Origin of the sequence: Arenibacter sp. F26102 (assembly GCF_023015865.1) — a bacterium.
Lineage (GTDB): Bacteria > Bacteroidota > Bacteroidia > Flavobacteriales > Flavobacteriaceae > Arenibacter.
In genome coordinates this window covers 23,739-46,587 of record NZ_JALKBC010000020.1, presented here as the reverse complement: position 1 = coordinate 46,587, position 22,849 = coordinate 23,739, and the positions used below count along the sequence as shown (strand labels likewise).

Here is a 22,849-nt window from a genome sequence, read left to right as displayed (position 1 = left end):
TTTTTTCTTTTTTCTAGTTTCTAGTCTCTAGTTTCTGGTTTGAAGGGTTTCAGGTTTGAAGTGTTTTCAAATTAACCAATTTTCAAATTAACCCATTGATACATTAGAACATTGTTCCATTCTCTTGGATATTGCTTGACCGTCTATTTTCTTTCTTCTAGTCTCTAGTCTCTAGTCTCTAGTCTCTAGTTTGAAGTGTTTCAGGTTTGAAGTATTTTCAAATTGACCAATTTTCAAATTATCACATTGGTACATTTAAACATTGCTACATTAGCACTACCACCCTCCCGAGGAACCACCTCCTCCAAAGCCTCCACCGCCAAAACCGCCACCGAAACCTCCTCCGCCTAAGCTGCCTCCACTGCCAAACCCACCACCGGATGAGCCCGATCTATAACCGCCTCGTCCCATATTGCTAAGGATAATAATGTCCCATAGGTCCATTCCTTTGCGGTTACCTCCTTTACCGCCCCCTCGTCTTCCCTTGTTGGAAAGAATGATGAGTATTACAATGAAAATGATGAAAGGCAATAGGGTCTGAAATGGAAATCCAGGGGTTTTGTCGAAACTTCGGTCTTCTTTAAACTCTCCGTTCAAGACATTAAATATGGCGTCCGCTCCTTTGTTGAGTCCGTCGTAATATCTATCCTGCTTAAATTCTGGGATAATTACCGTTTCTATAATCCGTTTGGACAGTGCATCTGTCAATAGTGGCTCAATGCCATAACCTGTATTAATGGCAATTTTACGGTCGTCCCTGGCCAACAAAATTAAAATACCATTGTCTTCCTTGGCTTGTCCTATACCCCAGGCATGTCCCCAGTTTGCGCCTAAAAAGTTTATGTTTTCCCCGTCGGTAGAGGAAATAATGGCCAAAACGATCTGTGTGGAAGTACTGTCCGAATAGCGGATCAATTTTTGTTCCAGACTATTTGATTCCTGGGGAGAAAGTAGGTTTATATAATCATAAACACTTGTCTGTTCTTCAAGTTTTGGCTTTTCGGGTATTTTAAATTGGGCAACAGTTATGGAGAAGCTGCATAATACCAGGAATAAGAGACTACCCTTTAGATACTTCATTGCTTAATTCATTGGGATTGTTATGCTTCCATGGGAAATGGGTTTCCAATTCTTTGCCGGCCATGAGTATTCCTTCTATGATACCTTGCTTAAAATGCCCTTTTTTGAAATGATTTTCAAGGACCGTTTTTGTAGTGTCCCAAAAATTATCGGGGACTACTTTGTTTATTCCCTTGTCACCGTATACCACAAATTTTTTGTCATGTACAGCGATGTAGATGAGGACACCATTTTCTTCTTTGGTATTATCCATTTTTAAGTAGTGGAATACTTCCTGGGCGCGTTCAAAATGGGGTTTTTTGGATTGCGGTTCAATATGCACCCTAATTTCCCCGGAAGTATTTCTTTCGGCCTTAACAATGGCATTCACTATTTCCAATTCCTCATCGGCCGTTAAAAAATCTTCTACTTTGGACATCTTGTTTTAATTGAATTCGAAATTCACGTCAGGAGCCTGCTCCGCACCGGCTTCCGATTTAAAGTAAGCCAATTCATCAAAATTAAAAAGACCTGCCAATACAGAGTTGGGGAAGGTTTTTATATGATTGTTATAGGGCAATACGCTTTCGTTAAAACGATTTCGTTCTATGTTTATTCTGTTTTCAGTGCCTTCCAATTGTGACTGTAGTTCCAGGAAATTTTGATTTGCCTTCAGGTCCGGGTAACGCTCCACGGTGACCAAAAGACTTTTCAAAGCACCGCTCAATCCTCCTTGCACCTCATTGAATTTTGCGAGTTGCTCAGGTGTAATATTGGTGGGGTCAATGCTTACGGAGGTAGCCTTGGCCCTTGCTTCAATAACCGCGGTAAGTGTTCCCTTTTCAAAGTCTGCCGCACCCTGTACTGTATTAACAAGGTTGCCAATAAGATCGTTTCGCCTTTGGTATGCGCTCTCCACATTCGCCCAAGTCTGGGTAGAGGCTTCTTTAAGTTTAACAGCGGTATTGTTGAAGCCTACAGCCCATTGGTATAGACCAATGCCCAAAACTACAAGGATAATTACAGGAATTAACCATTTTTTCATGATCAGAGTATTTAGAGTTATTTATAGTTGATTTTTAATTTTGATCAGCTCGGCTTTTACCTTTTCCAATTTTTGGATAACATCAAAAGTAGACAAGGTCTTTAACTTATCTTCCTTCAAATGGATTTTGGCCCCTTCCAGGGTAAAACCACGTTCTTTTACCAAATGGTAGATCAATTGGAGGTTTTTAATGTCCTGGGGGGTAAACTTTCTATTGCCCTTGGCATTTTTTTTAGGCTTCAGTACATCGAACTCCTTCTCCCAAAAACGGATAAGGGAGGCGTTCACATCAAAGGCATTGGCCACTTCACCAATACCATAATATCGTTTTTCCGGAAGATCTATATGCATTAATCCAGGGATTGGTTTTCTTGGGTTGCGTATTTCAACATATTTTCGAATTCTTCCGCGGTTAAACTGCCGTAATAGAAGTTGATCGGGTTAATGCGTTCGTCGTCTTTCCATACCTCATAATGTAGGTGGGGCGCCTCAGAACGTCCTGTGCTACCCACGAAGCCGATAAGGTCGCCTCTTTTTACCTTTTGGCGCGATTTAACATTGTACTGACTTAAATGGCCGTATAGGCTCATATATCCATAACCATGATCTATCCTGATATGTTTACCGTAACCCGATGCGTTGTTGTCCGCACGAGTAATCGTTCCGTCTCCGGAAGCATATATCGGAGTTCCCTTGGGTGAGGTAAAATCCATTCCCCAGTGCATTTTCCTTGCCTTGGTAAAGGGGTCGGAACGCCAACCGTAACCAGAGGCCATACGTGCAAGATCCTCGTTCTTTATGGGCTGAATAGCGGGAATAGCCGCCAATAGTTTTTCTTTTTCTTCTGCCAGTTTGGTAATCTCATCCAAGGATTTGGATTGTATCACCATTTGTTTTTGGATAATATCTAGCCTTTTGGTAGTGCTGATGATCATTTCGGAATTGTTGAAGCCTTCCAGCGATTTGTATCTGTTGACCCCTCCAAACCCAGCTCTTCTCTGTTCTTCAGGAATAGGGTTGGCCTCAAAATACAATCTATAGATATTGTTGTCCCGGTCTTCAATATTGGCCAATACATTTTCTATCTGCTCCATTTTCTTGCCCAAAAATTCGAACTGGAGTTCATAATTTTTCACCTCCCTGGCCAATGAAAGCTCACGCGGGGTGTTAACCAGATTGGTATTTAAAAGTAAAATGAGACCTAAGAATCCAAAAAGGAAAGACCCTAGGAAAAACAGGGCTATATTTCTATATCTTCTGGATTTTCTGGGTTCTATCTTGCGATAAGATAGAGTGTCCGGATCGTAATAGTATTTTACCTTAGACATGTATCTAATTTATTCTATTTTTGTGGTTGTGTTTATAGATAACTTGCAAATTTGCAAAATGTTTTCTACCAACCGTTAAATATATAAAAAGCTTACCAATTTACATGAAATCCCAAGAAATTAGAGCCAAGTTTTTAGAATTTTTTAAGGAAAAAAACCATAAAATTGTTCCATCTGCACCTATGGTGATCAAAGATGATCCAACTTTGATGTTTACCAATGCGGGAATGAATCAGTTTAAGGAATTTTTCCTGGGTATCTCTGTACCAAAGTCCGCACGGGTAGCCGATACCCAAAAATGCCTAAGGGTAAGCGGCAAGCACAACGACTTGGAAGAAGTAGGTAAGGATACCTATCACCACACCATGTTCGAAATGTTGGGTAACTGGAGTTTTGGCGATCCTGCCCGTCCGGCAGGCGGGTATTTTAAAGCCGAGGCCATTGCATGGGCCTGGGAGTTTTTAACCGATGTGTGCAAAATTGATAAAGATAGCCTCTATGTAACCGTTTTTGAGGGAAGTAAGGATGCGGATCAGTTGGAGCAGGATATAGAGGCATTGGACCTATGGCGTAAAATAGTGGCCAAGGATAGAATCCTTTTTGGAAATAAGAAGGATAATTTTTGGGAAATGGGAGACCAAGGGCCTTGTGGACCTTGCTCCGAAATACATGTAGATATTCGTTCCGCCGAAGAAAAGGCCAAGGTTTCCGGTGCCTCTTTGGTAAACAAGGATCATCCACAAGTAGTGGAGATATGGAACTTGGTTTTTATGCAGTACAACAGGAAGGCCAACGGACAATTGGAATCCTTGCCTGGCAAGCATGTGGATACCGGTATGGGATTTGAGCGTTTATGTATGGTAATGCAAGGGGTGCAATCCAATTATGATACAGACGTGTTTACACCTATTATCAGGGAGATAGAAACCATAACAAATTCCAAGTATGGAAAGGACGAGGAAATAAATATTGCCATTAGGGTAATTGCCGATCACATAAGGGCAGTGTCCTTTTCTATTGCGGACGGACAATTGCCCAGTAATACAGGGGCAGGCTATGTAATCCGTAGAATCTTAAGAAGGGCAATACGTTACGGATTTACCTTTTTAAATACCAAGGAACCCTTTATGTTCCATTTGGTGAAGGTCCTTTCCGAAACCATGGGAAAATCATTTCCAGAGCTTAGGGATCAACGCCAGTTAATAGAAAATGTGGTCAAGGAAGAGGAGCATTCCTTTTTAAAGACCTTGGACCAAGGGTTATTATTGTTGGATAATATTGCAGGAGAAAACAAGGACAAAAAAATAGACGGAAGAAAGGCATTTGAACTTTATGATACTTTCGGATTTCCTATAGACCTTACAGCGCTTATTCTCAGTGAAAGAGGTTTTGAACTGGATGAAAAGGGTTTCGATATTGCCATGCAAGAGCAAAAGGATCGGTCACGATCGGCATCGGAAGTTTCCAAGGATGATTGGGTAATTTTATCCAATGACGAAGTAGAGGAATTTGTGGGATATGACGTTTTGGACACAACGGTAAAAATTGTAAAGTATAGAAAAGTAACTTCCAAAAAAGAGGGGGAGCAATATCAATTGGTGTTCAACCTTACCCCATTTTATCCCGAAGGGGGAGGTCAAGTAGGGGATAAGGGATATTTGGAGGCTCCCAATGGTGATGTGGTATATGTTTTGGATACCAAAAAAGAAAATAACGAGATTATCCATTTTACAAAAAACCTACCAAAGGATACTGGAGAAAAATTTAAGGCTGTGGTCGATGCAAAGCAGCGTAAAAGAACGGAATGTAACCATACAGCTACCCATTTGTTGCACCAGGCATTACGTGAAATTTTGGGAGCCCATGTGGAGCAAAAAGGTTCGGCGGTACATTCCAAATACCTGCGATTCGATTTTTCCCATTTTGCCAAACTTAGTACAGATGAACTAAGGGCTATTGAAAGTTTTGTAAATGCAAGGATAAGTAATGGACTTCCTTTGGAAGAACAGCGAAACCTGCCTATGGAAAAGGCATTGGAACAAGGAGCTATGGCCTTGTTTGGAGAAAAATATGGGGATGCGGTACGAACAATTCGGTTTGGACAATCAATAGAACTTTGCGGTGGGACCCATGTGCAGAATACTGCCGAAATATGGCATTTTAAAATTAAGTCTGAAGGGGCCGTTGCTGCGGGAATCCGTCGAATAGAGGCCATAACCTCGGATGCCGTAAAGGACTTTTATTCTGAAAGCAATAACACCCTTTTGGAATTAAAGGAACTTTTAAACAATTCCCAGGAGCCCGTGAAAGCTTTAGCAGCCTTGCAGGAGGAGAACTTAAGGTTGAAAAAAGAAGTGGAGAACCTGTTGAAGGACAAAGCCAAAAACCTGAAGGGTGAATTGCTAAATGAACTTACGGAAGTGAACGGAATTCAATATTTGGCCAAAAAAGTTGATTTGGATTCCGCGGGAATAAAGGATATCTCATTTGAATTGGGCCAGAATAAGAAGGACCTATTTTTGTTATTTGCATCGGAAAAAGATGGGAAGGCAATTTTGTCCTGCTATATTTCCAAGGAATTGGCCAACGATAGAAAATTAAATGCTGGTACCATTGTACGCGAACTTGGAAAATATATCCAAGGTGGCGGTGGGGGACAGCCCTTTTTCGCTACTGCCGGAGGTAAAAATCCAGCCGGAATCCCCGAAGCATTGGAAAAGGCTAAAAGTTATTTGATGTAGACCTTGTAGGTTTAGTATCAACTATGAAAAATGAAGCTACAAACCCAAATACCCATATCACGAGCCACTGATAGCATTGATTACAATAGTCGATTGCTATTATTGGGGTCTTGTTTTGCGGAAAACATTGGGGATAAATTTGGGTATTATAAGTTTCAGTCTCTTGTAAATCCCTTTGGAATACTTTATCAATCAACGGCTATTCAAAATATTGCCAAGAAGGTGGTGTCCGGCCAAGAGTTTTTGGGGGATCACATGGTATCATCAAGTGACCAATGGCAGTGCTTGGATGTTCATTCCGATTTGGGACGATCTTCAAAAAAAGAGACTTTGGAGGCTATTGAAAACGCCACCAAAAAGACGGATAATTGGCTACATGGGCTTACCCATGTAGTAATTACCTTGGGTACGGCCTGGGCCTATGAGTACAAATCTACCAACAGTATTGTTGCCAATTGCCATAAATTGCCCCAAAGTAACTTTAATAAAGTGCTATTGGATTCGGTATCGATAGAAGATTCCCTTTTGGAAACTATTTCGTTATTAAAAAAGAGGTCTCCAGAAGTAATAGTTATTTTGACCATTTCCCCTGTTCGTCATTTAAAGGACGGATTTTTGGAAAATCAGCGCAGTAAGGCCAACTTAATTACCGCTGTCCATGAGGTCTTGGAGAAATCACCTGAGGTGGCCTATTTTCCGGCTTATGAAATAATGATGGATGAATTGCGCGACTATCGTTTCTATGATACCGATATGGTACATCCCAATCAATTGGCCATAGATTATATCTGGGAAAAATTTACCTCTGTGTGGATTGATAAAGAATCAATGGCCGTAATGGAGAAAGTGGTAGCGGTTCAGAATGGTTTAAACCATAGGCCGTTTAATCCTGAATCCGGAAAGCACCAAGAATTCCTTAAAACACTTGATCAAAAAATTGCGTACCTTCAAAAGGAGTATCCTTTTATGAAATTTTAGTGTATGAAGAAAATATTGATCGGAGTAATCCTAACCTTGGCAGCTGTACTGATCTTCCGCTCCTGTTCGGAGGAGAAAGAAAAAAAGTCCATTTTAAAAGAGAATTCCATGCTCATCCAAGAGCAGATCAATAATGTTTCTAAACTTATAGTTACTGAAGGGCATTTTGCAGAAGTATACAATTATAAGGATTCCCAGCAATTGTTCGGCCCGTTGATAACTGCCAATAAAAAGGCTTTGGTAGTAGTAAATGCTGAGGTAACGGTGGGGTACGATTTAAGTTTGATAAAATTTGAAATAGACGAGGCTACCAAGACGCTGCGAATAATTGATATACCTGATCCGGAAATTAAAATAAACCCAGATTTTGAGTATTACGATGTTACTTCGGATTATCTAAACCAATTCAATGCTGAAGACTACAACAAAATTAAGCGCAATGTTAATGCGTCCCTAATGAAGAAAATAGAGGCCTCTACCTTGAAATCCAATGCGGAGAACCGGCTCTTAAGTGAGCTTTCCAAATTCCTGATGCTTACCAATTCCATGGGGTGGACACTGGTTTATGGAGATAGCAATATCGAAAATTTAGATGAGCTAAGGTTGTTGGATTAAACGTCCCTTAATTAAACTAATTCTTCCATTATTTCACAAAGGCGTTTGCCCATTTAATATAATTTTCCCAATCGTATTCGGTAACATCGTGTTTGCCGGTCCTAATGTGATAGGCTACCGTGTTTTGGATGGGCTCATTTACCTTGGGCATTACTTTGGTCGCTATTCCTTTCTTGCCGTATAATTCATAGACCGATGATGCATAATAAGAGGAAAGGAACTCGCCCTTGGGGTCGGCCCATTCATCCTCTTGGGCACTAGCTACATAAAGTGGTCTTGGCGCAATAAGGGCCAATAATTGGTGCTGGTCTACTGGTAAGGCTTCTTCATTATCGCTATATTGATTGAAATTATCGCAAAACCAGTGTGGGAACCTATCGTTTATGACCCCTAAGGTCTCTCCAAATTTTCGCTTGGAAAGGGCGGCACCCCCACATCCGGAGTTGTTGGAAATTACCCCGGCGAATCTTACATCTGTTGCCCCTGCCCAAAGTGATGTTTTTCCCAATCGTGAATGGCCAAAGGATATGACCTTCGTGGCATCAATATCTGGATCTTTTTCAAAATAATCCAGCGCCCTTACCATACCCCAACTCCATGCTGCAATACTGCCCCATTCATCCGGTTTTGGTTGAGTTTGGGTTTGTTGATACAATAGTTTGTGGGCTCCGTCAGAAAAATCATTTTTATCTGGGTCAACCTCACCGTAATAAATGGTTGCCAATCCATACCCGGCATCCAATATTTTTTCCACTGCCCAGCGATGCGTTCTTATGCCTCGTGATTCCTCTGTCAACGTATGGTTTTCAATACCAAAGTCCTCATTATTATTGGCCCAGGCAGATGAGATTAAGACCGATTTGTCCTCAGTGATGGTATGGTTGCCATAAAAATTATAGCCCAAAAATACGGGTGCTTTGTCCAAATTCTTTGGAAGATATAGTAAAATGGTAAAGCTCAATATTTTGTCGTTATTCTTAAAAGTAAGTTCTACCTGCTTGCGTTTGGCTTTTCCGTTGAGCGCATTGTTGTCCTGTTCCAAAATGGTATAAGAATCTATCTTTAGGTCTTTTGGCAGCTTTCCGTATACGTTGTTTTCAAAAAATTTGAGTAGCTCCGGTCTTCTTACTTTTTCCCATTTCCGAACGGAGTTTATTTTTTCACCATTAAAGGCCACCAAGGGATCCGGCACTTCAAAAGTGGGGACTTTACTTTCGTCATAAATGGTTTGGGATTTTACAATGGACATAGATAGCATTAAAAAAGAACAAACGTAATAAGACAATAATTTCATTTCAGGTCTTTTAAAGGTAGTGCCATAAATATAGGGAATCCATTTGTAAATATGACGCAGGCTAGGATACCAGGCTTATATCTACCAAACCTAGGCCATCGTCTATAAGATGTCCTAATTGCGGTTTATGTTGTTTAAGGGTTTCCAGGTATAATTTTAAGTCTTTGGCAAAATTTTCATCCCCATTGTTTTTTGCCAATTCGTAAAGTTCAACAGCAAGTAGCCAATCTTCTGGGTGATTGGTTTTTATTTCCTGAAAAACCTTGTTTCTGGATATAGTTACATTTTTACCTTCCCTAAATTCCCTTACTTGCTTGTACAACTGCTCTAATTTTTTCCTTTTTTGAGTTTTGGCCGATTTTATAGTGGTGTCCGTAACTTTATGGGTCACCAAATCAAAACTCTTTAAATCCGCAGGACCATTGAAAACGGAAACGATATTTTCTCCAACCGCCATATGGTATAGTCCCATACTGGGGCGAAAGAGTATTTTTTCATTATGGGTAACGGTGCAATTGGCAAATGTGATCAGTATTATTTCTCCTTTTAGGTTTCTAGTACCTGTAATAATTTCGCCGGAAACTTTTATATCGCCAATAAATTCAAGGGATACAACTTCACCTTCATAAATATTATAGGCTTTTAGGTCACGGGGACTCATATCCTCAATGGCTAAATTTATTCCCTTTAATTTTCCTATTGGCGATCCAAACCCATTGGGGTGCTGTATGGTTCCATGTCCGATCAATTCCTTTTCTCGATAGGCAAGGGCAGTATTTCCACTGGTTAGTAAATAGACTGGTTTTTCTTCATGGGCGATCACACTATCGAAAATACCTGATATTTGTAGGCCGGTACTTAGTTCCACGGTCCCCAATTCTTTAGAGTTTATAAGTTTTTCCAAACCACTTAATCCACCTTTTCTCAGGGACATGGTATTGGCAAATTCCTCCAAAACTTGGCTGAGGTAGGCAAAGTCCGGAGTAACAAAAAGTTGGGGCTGTGGCTGTGTAATGTCAAAGGAAGTTCGTGCGGCTTCAATGGAATAGGGTATTTTTTTAACCTTGTCCGTCATGCACCAGGCACTTTCCCCAATGGAAGAAAGTAGACCTGCCCCGTATATTTTAGGTTCGTCCAGAGTGCCGATTAGGCCATATTCAACGGTCCACCAATGAAGGTTCCTTATTAGGGCCATTTCACTTGGCTCCCCCATATTCTCCTGTAAGACCTCAATTCTCTTTTGAGCCTTATCTATATCAGCTTGCGGGGTGCCCTCGGCTTCCTTTATAATGGATAAATGCCTTACGGCTTCATAAAGTTCATAATCCTTGGCACTGGAAATGGCTTTGGATCCAATTTCCCCAAAACGCCTTAGGTATTCCGCGTATTCGGGATTGGCAATGATGGGAGCGTGACCGGCCCCTTCATGTATTATATCTGGTGCGGGTGTATATTCAATATGTTCCAATTGCCGTATGTCCGAGGCTATGACCAAGACATTGTAGGCTTGGAATTCCATAAAGGCCGATGGGGGAATAAAGCCATCTACAGCTACGGCAGCCCACCCTATTTCCTTCAAAATTCGGTTCATACCGTACATATTGGGAATATGATCTATGGAAATGCCTGTTTTTTTTAGCCCCTCTAGATAGCTTTTATGGGCAACCTTGCTTAAATAGTCCACATTTTTGCGCATTACATAGCGCCACACCGCCTGATCAATCGGAGAGTATTCCTCATAATTTTGAGGTTTTATATACTGCTTCAAATGCTTGGGAAGCTTATCCAATATGTAGTTGCTTTCGTAGGACATACAACGGCTTTTAATCCTTTTAAAGGTACAAAATGCCCTCATCTCCCCCAAGAAGGATGTTATATTATTGTGTGGCTATTTATCTATCTCGGTGGCGGAGGAATGTGGATTAAAGGCGTTGCTTTTATTAACATAGCTTGGTTTTCTGTAGCTACCAATAAAAAAATTCCCTTCCAAAAAAGGGGAAGGGAATCAAGGGGGGTCTAATCCAATATATTGCTCTAACGCCACTTAATTATTTTTTGGCCAATAGATTTGATAAGGGAGTTATATCTAGTTTACAGCTGTCCCTGGAGGATAGGCTTCTAAAATTTCAGAAACAAACTCTTTTATCCTTGCTTCTTTCTTCTCTATATTTCGAATGTTGTTCAAGGTTCCAATGCCCCGTCCCTGCCAGACCAATTCCTTGTTTTTGGCGTCGATGATATCTATGTACAAAGAGCCTTCGGTCCTTGTGCTAACATTGTTTCCGCCGTAATAGGGAAATCCCCAGTAAAAAGGAGACCAGCCCCAGCCATAGTAGCCAGCGCCCCAATAGTTGTTGTACACATCTACCTGTTGTTTCTCCTTGGTAAATATGCTCAATAAAATATCAGGATCTTCGGATTTCACAAAACCTCGAGAGCTCATCTCATCATCTATGGCATGTAATATTCTTTTTTTATCCAAATCCGATATTTGGGCCTTGTCTATACCAGTCTTGTAAAAAGCATAGGTTTTAAATGAATTAAAATTTGCTTCTTTATCATAATCTGATAATACGCGTACCGAAGTGCAGGAACTTGCAAAAAGCAACACCAAAATCGGGACGACTAAAAATCTAATTTTTTTCATAGCTATTTTATTTGAATTAGTACTCATCATATTCCAATTAAATATTCGCAAAAATCATGCCGAAGACCTTAGCTGTGGCGCTGTGCATTCGTTTTTTGATTGTAGCCAAAAGGACAATGTCTGCAGCCACTTTCACAACAATACCCCCTTTTTAGATGATATTGTTTTGTGAAAACTTTGTATCCCTCCTCCGAAAAGTAAAAATCCCCTTCCTCCAATGGTATAAATTTTTTCATTGATGTAAATTTATGGGATTTATACCAATTTATTTAAGGAGAGAAGCTTGGGGTGCTTATTTTAACAGAGTTTAGCATACTTTTTGCATTTTAACCTATTTTGTTCGTAGTAAGCCGATTGTGGAAAATATTTTTGATCATACCCCCTTATATTTGATAAGCGCGTTATTTATCCGAATAAATGATAGTAGTATTTAAACATTTATTTTACAAGAACTACGTTGGACTATCTCTCTGGCCGTTCATTATTTTAAAGAACTCTTCTTTAAAAAGGGACGCTACGCTGCTTAATCACGAAAGAATACATTTGAGGCAACAACGGGAATTATTGATAGTCCCTTTTTATTGCTTGTATTTATTGGAGGGCCTTATTCGGTTTCTCATTTATTTTGATGCCTATAGAGCATACCAAAATATAAGTTTTGAACGTGAGGCCTATGACAATGAAACCAATTTATATTATCTACAAGAGAGAAGGCCGTATAGCTTTATTAAATATCTTTGGCGCGAAAAGCCTTCAACGTGCAGGGAATAAATCAAAAAGTAGATCTTCCTATTTTAAGTGAAAAACAAGTCGCTCTATCAGTTAAAAGAGAAGACCTGATCCATCCGTTTATCTCTGGTAATAAGTACCGAAAACTTAAGTACAATATATTAGAGGCAAAACAAAGGGGTTTGGACACCATTCTTACTTTTGGAGGTGCTTATTCCAATCATATTGCTGCTACGGCCTATGCCGGAAAATTATACGGCATAAGAACCATTGGGGTAATTAGGGGTGAAGAGCTCAGTCGGAATTGGATGCATAACCCTACTCTGGCCCAGGCCCATGAGCATGGGATGAATTTTAAATTTGTTTCAAGAACAGCCTATAGGGAAAAGGCGGATAGGTCCTTTTTAGAGGTATTGGAAAAGGAATTTGGGCAGTATTATTTGATACCTGAAGGGGGGACAAATTTGTTGGCCGTTAAAGGTTGCGAGGAAATATTGACCCAGGAAGATAAGGGTTTTAACGTTATATGCTCGAGTGTTGGAACAGGTGGGACCTTGGCCGGAATAATCAATTCTTCATTTAACTATCAGAGAATTATAGGGTTTCCATCCTTAAAAGGTGATTTTCTAAAAAAAGATATTCGTAATTTTACGGCCAAAGAAAACTGGGAAATCAATACTGATTATCATTTTGGGGGTTATGCAAAGGTTTCAGAAGAGCTTTTAATATTTATTAATTATTTTAAGGAAAAGACCAATATACCAACTGATCCCGTTTATACAGGAAAATTACTATTTGGTATTTTAGATTTGGTCAAGAACGATTATTTTAAACCTGGAACCAAAATTTTAGCGATACACAGTGGTGGTTTACAGGGAGTTGCTGGGATGAATTTAGTGTTAAAAAAGAAGAATCTTCCATTAATAAAAGTATGATAAAAAGAATAGCGATAACAATGTTTTTGGGTATGTTTCTAGTTAGCTGTGGTGTTAAAAAGAAAACTACCTATGCTAAAAAACCTAATGTTAGGACTACTACCGCCTCGCCCAAGGCCGTGTCCAAACCATTGAACGAGTCCAAAAATGAAGCGGCTTATGCCTTACCGGAGGACAATGGCAATTTTGTGAAATTTACAGTAAACTCCACGGAGGAATATATAGAAACCTTTGCTGAAATTGCCCAATTTGAAATGAAGGCATATGGCATCCCGGCCAGTATAACCTTGGCCCAGGGTATTTTGGAAAGTGGTGCGGGCAGAGGGGTGCTGGGAGCCAAGACCAATAATCATTTTGGTATTAAATGTCATACAGATTGGGAAGGGGATTATGATTTTCATGATGATGATGCAAAAGGGGAATGTTTTAGGAAATATAATCATCCCATGTATTCTTTCAGGGACCACAGTGTATTTTTGTCCTCTCGGGCACGTTATGCCTTTTTATTCGATTTGGAACATGATGATTATAAGGGTTGGGCCTATGGTTTAAGGGAGGCTGGTTATGCAACGGACCGTAAATATCCACATAAGTTGATCGCTCTTATAGAGCGCTATGAATTGGACAAATATGACAGGAAAGTTGTTGGGTCGGGAGCAATTGTCAAAAGGGAGCCAAAGCAGTACGATTACAAGATTCATGTGGTGCAAAGGGGAGATACCCTATATTCTATTTCCAAACGGTATTTTGTCTCCATTCCGGAATTGATGAAGTTGAATAATATGACGAACAGTAATTTGGCAGAGGGCCAAAAATTGACCGTAAAATCCGAAAAAATTAGATAATTTATGATTTATAGAAGAAGCAGTGCTTTATTTGCTGAAGCACAGCGTTATATTCCTGGCGGGGTGAATTCTCCCGTAAGGGCTTTTAAGGCCGTTGGTGGTAATCCTATATTTGTGAAAGAGGCCAAAGGGGCTTATTTGTACGATGAGGATGGCAACCGATTGATCGATTATATAGCTTCATGGGGGCCTTTAATTTTGGGGCATGCCCATGAACCTGTCATCAATGCGGTTATTGAGAAGGCAAAAAAGGGTACCTCGTTTGGAATGCCTACTGAAATAGAGACACAGCTGGCAAAATTGGCGGTTTCAATGGTGCCCAATATTGATAAGATACGTTTTGTGAATAGTGGAACCGAAGCCTGTATGAGTGCCGTTCGTTTGGCCAGGGGATTTACTGGTAAGGATAAAATAATAAAATTTGCGGGATGTTACCACGGTCATTCCGATTCATTTTTAATTCAGGCCGGTAGTGGAGCTGTTACTTTTGGTAGTCCCAACAGTCCAGGAGTTACCCAAGGTACGGCCAAGGATACCCTTTTGGCAGACTATAACAATCTAGAAAGTGTAAAGGCCTTGGCTGCGGCCAACAAAAGAGAAATTGCGGCCATTATAATTGAGCCTGTAGCAGGAAATATGGGCTGCATTATTCCTGAAGAAAGTTTTATTAAGGGACTTCGTGAACTTTGCGACCAAGAGGATATATTATTGATTTTTGATGAGGTGATGACCGGATTCAGATTGGCAAAGGGTGGCGCCCAAGAAGTGTTGGGAATAAAAGCGGATATAGTAACTTTTGGAAAAGTAATTGGCGGGGGCTTGCCTGTTGGTGCTTTTGCAGCAAGAGACGAGATTATGGGGTATTTAGCTCCGGATGGACCGGTTTACCAAGCAGGAACACTGAGTGGAAATCCCTTGGCCATGAGTGCCGGTTTGGCAATGCTGACCGAGTTGAACAATAATCCGGAAATTTTCAGGAGTTTGGCAGATAAGACCAAGTACTTGGGAGAGGGCTTGGCAAAAGTATTGACGGATAACAAGGTTCCTTTTCAGATGAACAGGTTCGGTTCCATGATTTCCATTCATTTCACGGACGAACCGGTGACAGATTTTGAATCTTCGGCTAAAGGTAACAATGCCATTTTTAAGAAATATTTCCACGGGATGCTTAGCCAAGGAATATACCTACCGCCGAGTGCATTTGAAAGCTACTTTTTGAACGATGCCCTGAGTTATCAGGATTTGGATGAGACCATTGCGGCGCTTTCCAAAATTGCAAAAGATCTACAATAATAAAATTAAGAAGGCTAAATAGACATCAATTTGTCCATTTAGCCTTCCTGATTAATAAGGGGAGGTTTTTATTTATCGTCAGTTCTTTCTTTGTGGCGTTGCATTCCTTTACCTCTTCTATGTCCTTCTCCTTTCATTTTCTCCCATTTTTCATACTGTTCATTATTCAGTATTTTTTTCATCTTTTCCTTTTGTGCAATCTGACGGTCCAACATGGCCGTTTTCATGGCATAACGCTCTTCCGAAGTTAACTTTTTAGCCTCGCCGCTTTCCCTTTTAGCTTTCATTTCCTGCATTTTCTCTGCACGGTTCTTGGCATTATCCAAGTTTATACTCTGAATTTGTTTTTGTTGGGCATCGGTAAGGTCCAGGGCCAAGGTCATCCGCTTCGTTTGTAGAGTGGCGATTTGTTCCGGGGTCATGTCTTTCATATCGCCCCTACTACCTCTTTCTCGCTCTGGTTTTTGTGCCATGGTGGTTATACCGGCCATTAATACAACTAATACAATTAATTTTTTCATCTGTTTATTATTTACTGTTTTGTATTTAGGACAATACAATGACAGATTAGTTTAAAGAGAATTATTGATTTAGCGTAATTTTAACAGATGCTGGCCTATGGATATGGGTGAGTATATTTAATATAGTCAGAGAAATTATCTAAACCCAAATTACCAGTGATACGTGTATTTACCAATAAAAAAGGGCATAAACCTAAGTTTACACCCTTTTTCAAAATGAATTATTGGATCGTTGTTATTGTATATTCAAGAATTGATTCCCTGAGTTGTTAGCCAAGGCTTCAATATTGACTTTAGATTTTTCAATTGAGATTATTTCGTTTTCTGTTGTAGTATCATTGGATAGATTATTGTAAACCAGAGCTGATACTAAAAAACATATAAAATATAATAGACTTTTTATTTTGTAGGACATAGGTTTGGGGTTTTAATTATACCTCTAAGATAAATAATCTATGACCTCGAATTTGGCCAATGTTGTGAAACGCATCCAAAATTGTTGTAAAAGTCCAATTTACTGTGGTAGAAATTTTGAAATAAATGTGGATATCGTTTTATTCAAGTATTTTGTCCAGTTTTGCTACTTTAGAGTCTATATCCAGATTATTGGATTTTAGTTGATTAATTTCGGCAGAATCACGATTGTTTTCATTTTCAAATTCTGGCTCCATTGCGTAGTACAAAACAGCCGATGCTACAAAAGTGACAAAATACAATAAGCTTTTAATTTTATAGGACATAGATAAGGGGGGTGTTAAACAATGCCTCAAAGTAGAAAAAATAATAAATGCCAAGAAATAAATTATGTTAAAATTTGCGTTTTATCGATAAAAGGCATCCATTCAACGGAAAAATCTTAATTATGGGACATAAAATAGGGCTACCTGAAATAAGTAGCCCTGTTCAATTCATTCAATATGACCATTATACAATTTTAGGTAGCCTATTTAAGTAATGATCAATTTAACTGTTTGGATCTAGTATTATATTTATGCGTTCCACAGCATCCTGTAAGTGATATTTACTCATTGTATCGGTTGTTCTCGAAATAGCATTTTTTAAATCCTTTCTAAGTATATTCAATTCCGCTCTTGCAATCGATCTTATATCGGATTGGCCGGTGTTAATTGGGGTGGATTTGCGGTATCCACCTGAATTTCCTTTTTGAGTTTCGTTTTCAGCGGTCATCAAGTAGGCCAATCTTTCAATATGCGCCTTTTGAAGGTTTCTTCTATAGGTGTCAATTTTATTCCCATTCCGCGTTTCAGACCATAGGCCTTTTCTTAGGTCGGTCATCATTTCCAATATGGAATAGGCGTCCTTACCGTTGGCAGTTTCATTCTCGATTAATCTAGCCAGTTTGCCTAAACCCAAAATATTGTCCAAGGTTTTAACCTGTAGGCTTCTTATTCGCTCCAAAGAACCTGAATATTCAATTTTATTAAAAATGTCTGGGACAATTAGCCATTCGGGCGTTTGGAATAATTGCTCCTGGACAAAAAGCAAGCAATTTTTTTGGTGCTCCTTATCTACAGGGGTATAAACGGCCCCTTCTTGGTCGTAGGTTTTATAGAGTTCATATACCCCGCCAATGTTATTGCTAACATGGCCCATATAACGGTTGAATTGAGAGATTACTTGACCATATAAGGTGTTTAAATCATCGTATTCCTTACCTTTTTCTGCGGTCCATTCTATGAGCTTTGGGGTAATTCTTTTTAAATTTTCAATACCGTAGGCACTGGCTTTAATGGCATCGTCTCCCAAATCTTCAGTCTGGGAACTTGGATCAACTACATCTCCTGTCTGCTGATGTCCAAATCGGTATAGTGGATCTCCTGAATGCTTTAAAATCCAACTATCCAAGGTTGTTTTTTCTTCTTTATCGGATTTGTCCAATATGGGACGATAACCCCAGCTAATGGCGTATTTGTCGTATATCCCAATATCTGGCATTAGGGCAACACCGTCGTCTTCTGGTTGGGCTATGTAGTTAAATCTGGCGTAATCCATGATGGATGGTGCCGTACCAAATTTTTTGGTGAAGGAAGCTGAACGGAGCGAATCTACTGGATAAGCCACACTACTGCCCATATTGTGAGGCAAGCCAAGGGTGTGACCAACTTCATGCGAAGATACAAATCTAATTAAGCGGCCCATTACCTCTTCCTTAAAGGCAACTCCCCTGGCCTCAGGATTGATGGCAGCCGTTTGCACAAAAAACCAATTTCTCAACAAGGTCATAACGTTGTGGTACCAGTTGATATCGGATTCCAATATTTCACCGGTTCTAGGGTCACTAACATGAGGTCCGTTGGCATTCGGAATTGGTGATGCCAAATAACGAACTACCGAATAGCGCACATCCTCAGGTGACCATTCGGGGTCCTCCTCAACAGATGGAGGGTCTTTGGCCAAAATGGCATTTTTAAAGCCTGCTGCTTCAAAAGCTACTTGCCAATCTTCAATTCCTTGCTTTATAAAGGGAACCCAGCTTTTTGGTGTAGCCCTATCCACATAATAAACAATTGGCTTTTTGGGTTCTACAAGTTCTCCATTTTTGAATTTTTCAATATCCTCGTCCTTCACTTCAAGTCGCCAACGGTCAAGAAAACGGACAGTCTTACTTTCTTGGGTATTCAAACCATAATCTACCTGGCCACGGGCAAACCAACCAACACGTTTGTCAAAATAACGGCGTTTCATAGGTTCTTCTGGCAGCAATATCATGGAATTATTAATTTCAATGGAAATAGATCCCAAACTTTCATTGGAGGGAGCATTGCTGGCCACGTAGGTCTTTACGTGTCTTGCTTCTATATTTAGGGGGTAACTTTTAAGAGTGTTTATGTAACTTCTGGATTCATCCAGACGTGAAACCTTATATTCCTTCCTATAATATTCAGGCATTCCAAGAGCATTTACATCTTTTTCAAAAAGATCATTGACTTGGATAACCGTTGCTGGCTTTAAGCTATCTTTTTTAAACGCCTTGATATCAAATGTGTATAGGACGGGTTCAAAATTGGAATTTAGCACGGCTTCACTTACCGGAAGCGAATCTGCGGCAACAATATCGTAACTCACTACCCTTAGTAAAACCTTTTTTGGCAACTTCTCCCATCTAAGTACCTTGGTGTTTATTTTTCCTCCTCCAAATCCAATACCGGTGGCGGTTTTGGAAATTCGGCTTACCATCAGCATTTCCTTGTTGAATAAGGAGTCCGGTATTTCGTAATAATGATTATCGTCTACCACATGGACATCAAAAAGGCCTTTATCCGTTTTTGCTTCTTTAGTAATTACATTTTCATAGGATTCTATTTTTCCTTTTTTGGATTTTTCTTTGGCATCTGTTTCTTCAGATTTTTTTTCCTTCTTTTTAAATATTTGAGCTTCTGTAGTATGGAAGCTTCCTATTAACAAAAATGCAAATAACGCTTTCGCGAGTATACTTTTAAACATATTTCACTCTTTTTTGATGAATTCATGAATCCTTTCAAAGAACTTAAAATTATTTAGATTTTGGAAGTGGATTGGCATTATTGCCCTATTACAATATTATTAACGGAATTGCATGCCTTTGTGAATCTTAGAGGGTTGATTTTTGAATATTTAGGGGAAAAGAAGAAATTTCTACAAATAATGTGTAACATTTTTACTTTTTAAAAGTCTATATAAATAGAGAATTTCTTTTTATAGATTATTTGAACCAGGCAAGAATAGAGCCTTTGTGAGAGCAAAGGCTCTACTTTTGTTAGACCATTACCTGCATGTATTTTTTATCCAACTTATAAATTAGAAGAGTAGGGGAATTACAAATTGGAACAACAAGATCAAGAGAACTACTGAGATTAGGTTAAGAATTATTCCTACCCTTGCCATTTGATATACTTTTATATAACCACTTGCAAAAACTATGGCATTGGGAGGGGTTGCCATGGGCAACATAAACGCACAGCTACTAGCCATGGTAACCGGAATCAACAAATAAAGTATAGGAACTCCAAGCCCTATCGCTATTCCTGCAACCACTGGGGCCAGAACTGCGACCAAGGCAACATTGCTCATCAATTCTGTCATGAAGAGCATTAATGTTATTAATAGGGCTACCGTAAAAAATATACTGATATCGCTGGTGGAAATTGTGTTTGCCACCATATCTACTATGCCGCTGGTAGACATTCCTTCGGCCAAGGCCAGTCCTCCGCCAAATAATATTAATATTCCCCAGGCCAATTTTTCGGTATCGTTCCAACCAATTATAAAGTCACCCTTTTTAAGGTTAAAGGGAATCGCGAACAGCGCAATTGCGGCCACCATGCTAATTATGGTATCCGATAAGCCTAAAAGAGGAAATATTCCATTTATGAGCGTCCTGAAAATCCATAGGAAAACAGTAATACCGAAGATTACGAGTACCATTTTCTCTTTCCCACTGGTAGGGCCCAACTTTATTAATTCTTCCTGAATAATCTGTTTGGAGCCCGTAAATTTCAATTGTTTATTGGGAAATAACCATTTTACAAGAACCAGATAGCTAATGGTTACCATGACAATGGAAAATGGTAATCCAATAACCATCCATTTAAGAAAGGAGATTTCAATGTTGTATTCGTTTTCCAGCAAACCAATTAAAATTGAATTCGGTGGGGTGCCTATAACAGTGGCTATACCGCCAGCATTGGCAGAGAAAGCAATCCCCAACATAACGTTTAGTGCAAAATTGCGATCATCTTTGGTGAAACCATCGGCATCATTTACCAATAATCCAATAACGGACATGGCAATCGGGAGCATAACAACCGTGCTAGCCGTATTGCTGATCCACATGCTCAAGGCCGCCGTGGCAATCATAAATCCTAGGATTACTTTGTTCGGAGTTGTTCCAGTAATTTTTATAATGTTAAGGGCAATACGTTTATGTAAATTCACTTTTTCCAAGGCAAGTGCCATGACAAAGCCGCCAAAAAACAGAAAGATGATTGGGCTTCCATAATTGGCACCAACGTCGCCAATCGGCATAATCTTAAGTAAGGGGAATAGAATTAGAGGCAACAGTGCGGCCACTGAGATGGAAACGGCCTCCGTTATCCACCAAATTACCATCCAAACCGCAACGGCTATTACGGCATCCCCTTTTTCGGAAACCAGGGTAGTGGGTAGGTTTAAAAGAATAAAAAAGAATAGTGGGCCGAATATTAGTCCCAATTTTTTGCTTAAATCCATACGGGAGGTTTATGGTCTTCTAAACTAGGCTATTTCCCGCAGTTATAAAAATCAAAAGCAAAAAGTCACTTAAGGTTTTTTCACAATGATTCCAATTAATTAAAAACCGACTCCAAGGATATCAAATTTAGGTCTTTATCCACTGCGCCAAATAAAATTTTAACAACGGATAGATCTCCCAAGTTGATGATCGTATCCGTGGTTCGGTATCCAGCAACAAAGAATAGATTATTATTTATTTCCAATAGATCCGGTATAAAATTTCCATTGTACTTCAGCTTTCCAATCTCTGTTTCGTAGGAGTCATATTTGCGCAAATAGCCATCCCCTGTTGAGATTATAAAGGTGTCTTCCAAAGAAATCATGGCTTGGATGTCATTATTGATACTAAAATAATGGGAGACGATAAGCCCACCATCCGGCTTGGAAACAGTAAGTTCTCCATTGCCATAAGTAGCTAAATTTCCATTTGACAATTGTATTATGTGGTAGGCCCCATTTAAATGGTTGGCTTCAGTGATATGCGTGTCCAACACAGTATGGCCATATACCACTGTTTTGGTTACTGCTAGATTGGTGTCAAGGAAGATAAGTGTTGGATTATAGTTTGTGATATTTGGAGCTGTAATATTCTTGTCGAACGTTCCTCCAAATGCCACATAGCCATTTTCAGTCTTTATCATATCGGCCAGCATGGCATTATTAGACCCTATAGTTTTAAATTGAACATTAAAGGCGTCACCATTGGCATTTCTTTTTTCAATTACGGCCTTATAAATCCCGTTATCCTTTTGTGTTCCATAAAATATAGAATTCACATCTTCTTTCAAGTATCCATAAAGGTATTTGGTGGCAGAATTTACAGTGGACATTAATAGCCAGGTGCTCTTTAGGGTAATTTCTTGAGATCCGTATAATTCTGGCAGTGTTCGGGAAAAATGGATGTTCTTATTTCCATTGTCCTGAAAATTTACAAAGCCATGTCCAGAATTAAATTGCATATCTGCAATGTAATTGGAAGTAGGTATTAAATTGCTATTTAGTTCTTTGTAATAGAATTTAGGTATAGTAAGGCCTACCAGGTCTTCGGATTTCTCTAAATAGTAAATATTACCGTTCTGAGGATTTATGCCTATACCTATAGGTAGACCATTTAATCCGAGTGAAATATCTGGGAAGTGGTAATAAGATTCCACCGGGGTCTCTACAAAAACGGTATGGCTAAAGGTTTCACTATTTCTTTGGTCGTCATAGGTTACAAGGGTTATGGTAAAATTACCTCCTTCCTTAAAGATTATAGAAGGGCTTTCCTGATTACTGATTTCATTATTGCCAAAATTATAGGAATAAATTACAGCATCTTTGGAGCAACTGGTCAAGTGTAAGGATTCTCCGAGGGTTAAGGTATCCTTGTTTACGGTAAAACAAGCGGTTAAATTTCTTTCAAGCTCGGGATCCATGCCATCGGTCTTTTCATCCTTGGTACAGGAAACCACTAACATTAACATTAAAATAAGCGAGTATTTTTTTTTCATACCATTAAGATTTGGGATCCTAATAGTATTAACGTCCTAATGTTATTGTTGTTTC

The 22,849-nt window shown here is 39.5% G+C and carries 20 protein-coding genes; 6 read left to right on the top strand and 14 right to left on the bottom strand.

What is annotated here, in order from left to right:
• Window positions 1-276: 276 nt before the first annotated feature.
• From MWU78_RS20385 to MWU78_RS20365, 5 genes are read right to left on the bottom strand one after another with little or no spacing between them, the layout of a single operon-like run.
• Window positions 277-1,080, bottom strand: coding sequence for a TPM domain-containing protein (locus tag MWU78_RS20385; protein WP_247001288.1), 804 nt, complete (start codon window positions 1,078-1,080; stop codon window positions 277-279).
• Window positions 1,061-1,498 (bottom strand): TPM domain-containing protein, encoded by a 438-nt coding sequence (locus tag MWU78_RS20380; RefSeq protein ID WP_247001286.1) that lies wholly within the window; start codon window positions 1,496-1,498, stop codon window positions 1,061-1,063. The genes MWU78_RS20385 and MWU78_RS20380 overlap by 20 nt, the downstream gene beginning before the upstream one ends.
• Window positions 1,499-1,504: 6 nt before the next feature.
• Window positions 1,505-2,104, bottom strand: coding sequence for a LemA family protein (locus MWU78_RS20375; protein WP_247001284.1), 600 nt, complete (start codon window positions 2,102-2,104; stop codon window positions 1,505-1,507).
• 21 nt (window positions 2,105-2,125) lie between these two features.
• Entirely contained in the window at window positions 2,126-2,455 is a 330-nt protein-coding gene (locus MWU78_RS20370; RefSeq protein ID WP_247001282.1) for a MerR family transcriptional regulator, read from the bottom strand.
• Window positions 2,455-3,432 (bottom strand): M23 family metallopeptidase, encoded by a 978-nt coding sequence (locus MWU78_RS20365; protein WP_247001280.1) that lies wholly within the window; start codon window positions 3,430-3,432, stop codon window positions 2,455-2,457. The genes MWU78_RS20370 and MWU78_RS20365 overlap by 1 nt, the downstream gene beginning before the upstream one ends.
• Before the next feature lie 104 nt (window positions 3,433-3,536).
• Here MWU78_RS20365 and alaS point away from each other — a divergent pair, with 104 nt between their 5' ends.
• Genes alaS through MWU78_RS20350 form a run of 3 tightly spaced genes read left to right on the top strand, consistent with a single transcriptional unit; the run spans window position 3,537 to window position 7,766 of the window.
• The gene (alaS, locus tag MWU78_RS20360) at window positions 3,537-6,173 is read left to right on the top strand and encodes an alanine--tRNA ligase (protein WP_247001278.1); all 2,637 of its coding nucleotides are present in this window, start codon (window positions 3,537-3,539) and stop codon (window positions 6,171-6,173) included.
• Between the two features lie 30 nt (window positions 6,174-6,203).
• A complete protein-coding gene (locus tag MWU78_RS20355; protein ID WP_247001276.1) occupies window positions 6,204-7,151 on the top strand; it encodes a GSCFA domain-containing protein in 948 nt (315 codons plus the stop codon).
• A 3-nt stretch (window positions 7,152-7,154) separates the two neighbouring features.
• A complete protein-coding gene (locus tag MWU78_RS20350) occupies window positions 7,155-7,766 on the top strand; it encodes a DUF4230 domain-containing protein (protein ID WP_247001274.1) in 612 nt (203 codons plus the stop codon).
• A gap of 28 nt (window positions 7,767-7,794) precedes the next feature.
• Here MWU78_RS20350 and MWU78_RS20345 read toward each other — a convergent pair whose 3' ends face one another.
• The 4 genes from MWU78_RS20345 to MWU78_RS20330 form a co-directional block, all read right to left on the bottom strand.
• On the bottom strand, window positions 7,795-9,060 hold the full coding sequence (locus MWU78_RS20345) for an acetylxylan esterase (protein WP_247001272.1): 1,266 nt from the start codon (window positions 9,058-9,060) through the stop codon (window positions 7,795-7,797).
• A gap of 61 nt (window positions 9,061-9,121) precedes the next feature.
• Window positions 9,122-10,873 (bottom strand): aromatic amino acid hydroxylase, encoded by a 1,752-nt coding sequence (locus tag MWU78_RS20340; RefSeq protein WP_247001270.1) that lies wholly within the window; start codon window positions 10,871-10,873, stop codon window positions 9,122-9,124.
• Between the two features lie 273 nt (window positions 10,874-11,146).
• Entirely contained in the window at window positions 11,147-11,707 is a 561-nt protein-coding gene (locus MWU78_RS20335; RefSeq protein ID WP_247001268.1) for a DUF4136 domain-containing protein, read from the bottom strand.
• Between the two features lie 68 nt (window positions 11,708-11,775).
• Window positions 11,776-11,943 carry a DUF5522 domain-containing protein gene (locus MWU78_RS20330; RefSeq protein ID WP_247001266.1) on the bottom strand — a complete coding sequence of 56 codons (168 nt, stop codon included), beginning with the start codon at window positions 11,941-11,943 and terminating at the stop codon, window positions 11,776-11,778.
• Between the two features lie 501 nt (window positions 11,944-12,444).
• Here MWU78_RS20330 and MWU78_RS20320 point away from each other — a divergent pair.
• From MWU78_RS20320 to hemL, 3 genes are read left to right on the top strand one after another with little or no spacing between them, the layout of a single operon-like run.
• Window positions 12,445-13,371 carry a pyridoxal-phosphate dependent enzyme gene (locus tag MWU78_RS20320; protein ID WP_247001262.1) on the top strand — a complete coding sequence of 309 codons (927 nt, stop codon included), beginning with the start codon at window positions 12,445-12,447 and terminating at the stop codon, window positions 13,369-13,371.
• Window positions 13,368-14,216, top strand: coding sequence for a glucosaminidase domain-containing protein (locus MWU78_RS20315; protein WP_247001260.1), 849 nt, complete (start codon window positions 13,368-13,370; stop codon window positions 14,214-14,216). The genes MWU78_RS20320 and MWU78_RS20315 overlap by 4 nt, the downstream gene beginning before the upstream one ends.
• 3 nt (window positions 14,217-14,219) lie before the next feature.
• Window positions 14,220-15,509 (top strand): glutamate-1-semialdehyde 2,1-aminomutase, encoded by a 1,290-nt coding sequence (gene hemL / locus MWU78_RS20310; RefSeq protein WP_247001257.1) that lies wholly within the window; start codon window positions 14,220-14,222, stop codon window positions 15,507-15,509.
• A 68-nt stretch (window positions 15,510-15,577) separates the two neighbouring features.
• Here the strand turns inward: hemL and MWU78_RS20305 are convergent, their stop codons facing one another.
• The 5 genes from MWU78_RS20305 to MWU78_RS20285 form a co-directional block, all read right to left on the bottom strand.
• Window positions 15,578-16,030 (bottom strand): hypothetical protein, encoded by a 453-nt coding sequence (locus MWU78_RS20305; protein ID WP_247001255.1) that lies wholly within the window; start codon window positions 16,028-16,030, stop codon window positions 15,578-15,580.
• A 554-nt stretch (window positions 16,031-16,584) separates the two neighbouring features.
• Complete coding sequence (locus MWU78_RS20300; protein WP_247001252.1) at window positions 16,585-16,770, bottom strand: hypothetical protein; 186 nt, start codon at window positions 16,768-16,770, stop codon at window positions 16,585-16,587.
• 223 nt (window positions 16,771-16,993) lie between these two features.
• Window positions 16,994-19,495: a zinc-dependent metalloprotease gene (locus MWU78_RS20295; RefSeq protein WP_247001250.1), complete on the bottom strand. Its 2,502-nt coding sequence runs from the start codon at window positions 19,493-19,495 to the stop codon at window positions 16,994-16,996.
• 333 nt (window positions 19,496-19,828) lie between these two features.
• Window positions 19,829-21,259 carry a DASS family sodium-coupled anion symporter gene (locus MWU78_RS20290; protein ID WP_247001248.1) on the bottom strand — a complete coding sequence of 477 codons (1,431 nt, stop codon included), beginning with the start codon at window positions 21,257-21,259 and terminating at the stop codon, window positions 19,829-19,831.
• Window positions 21,260-21,354: 95 nt separating this feature from the next.
• Window positions 21,355-22,794 carry a PKD domain-containing protein gene (locus tag MWU78_RS20285; protein WP_247001246.1) on the bottom strand — a complete coding sequence of 480 codons (1,440 nt, stop codon included), beginning with the start codon at window positions 22,792-22,794 and terminating at the stop codon, window positions 21,355-21,357.
• Window positions 22,795-22,849 lie beyond the last annotated feature (55 nt).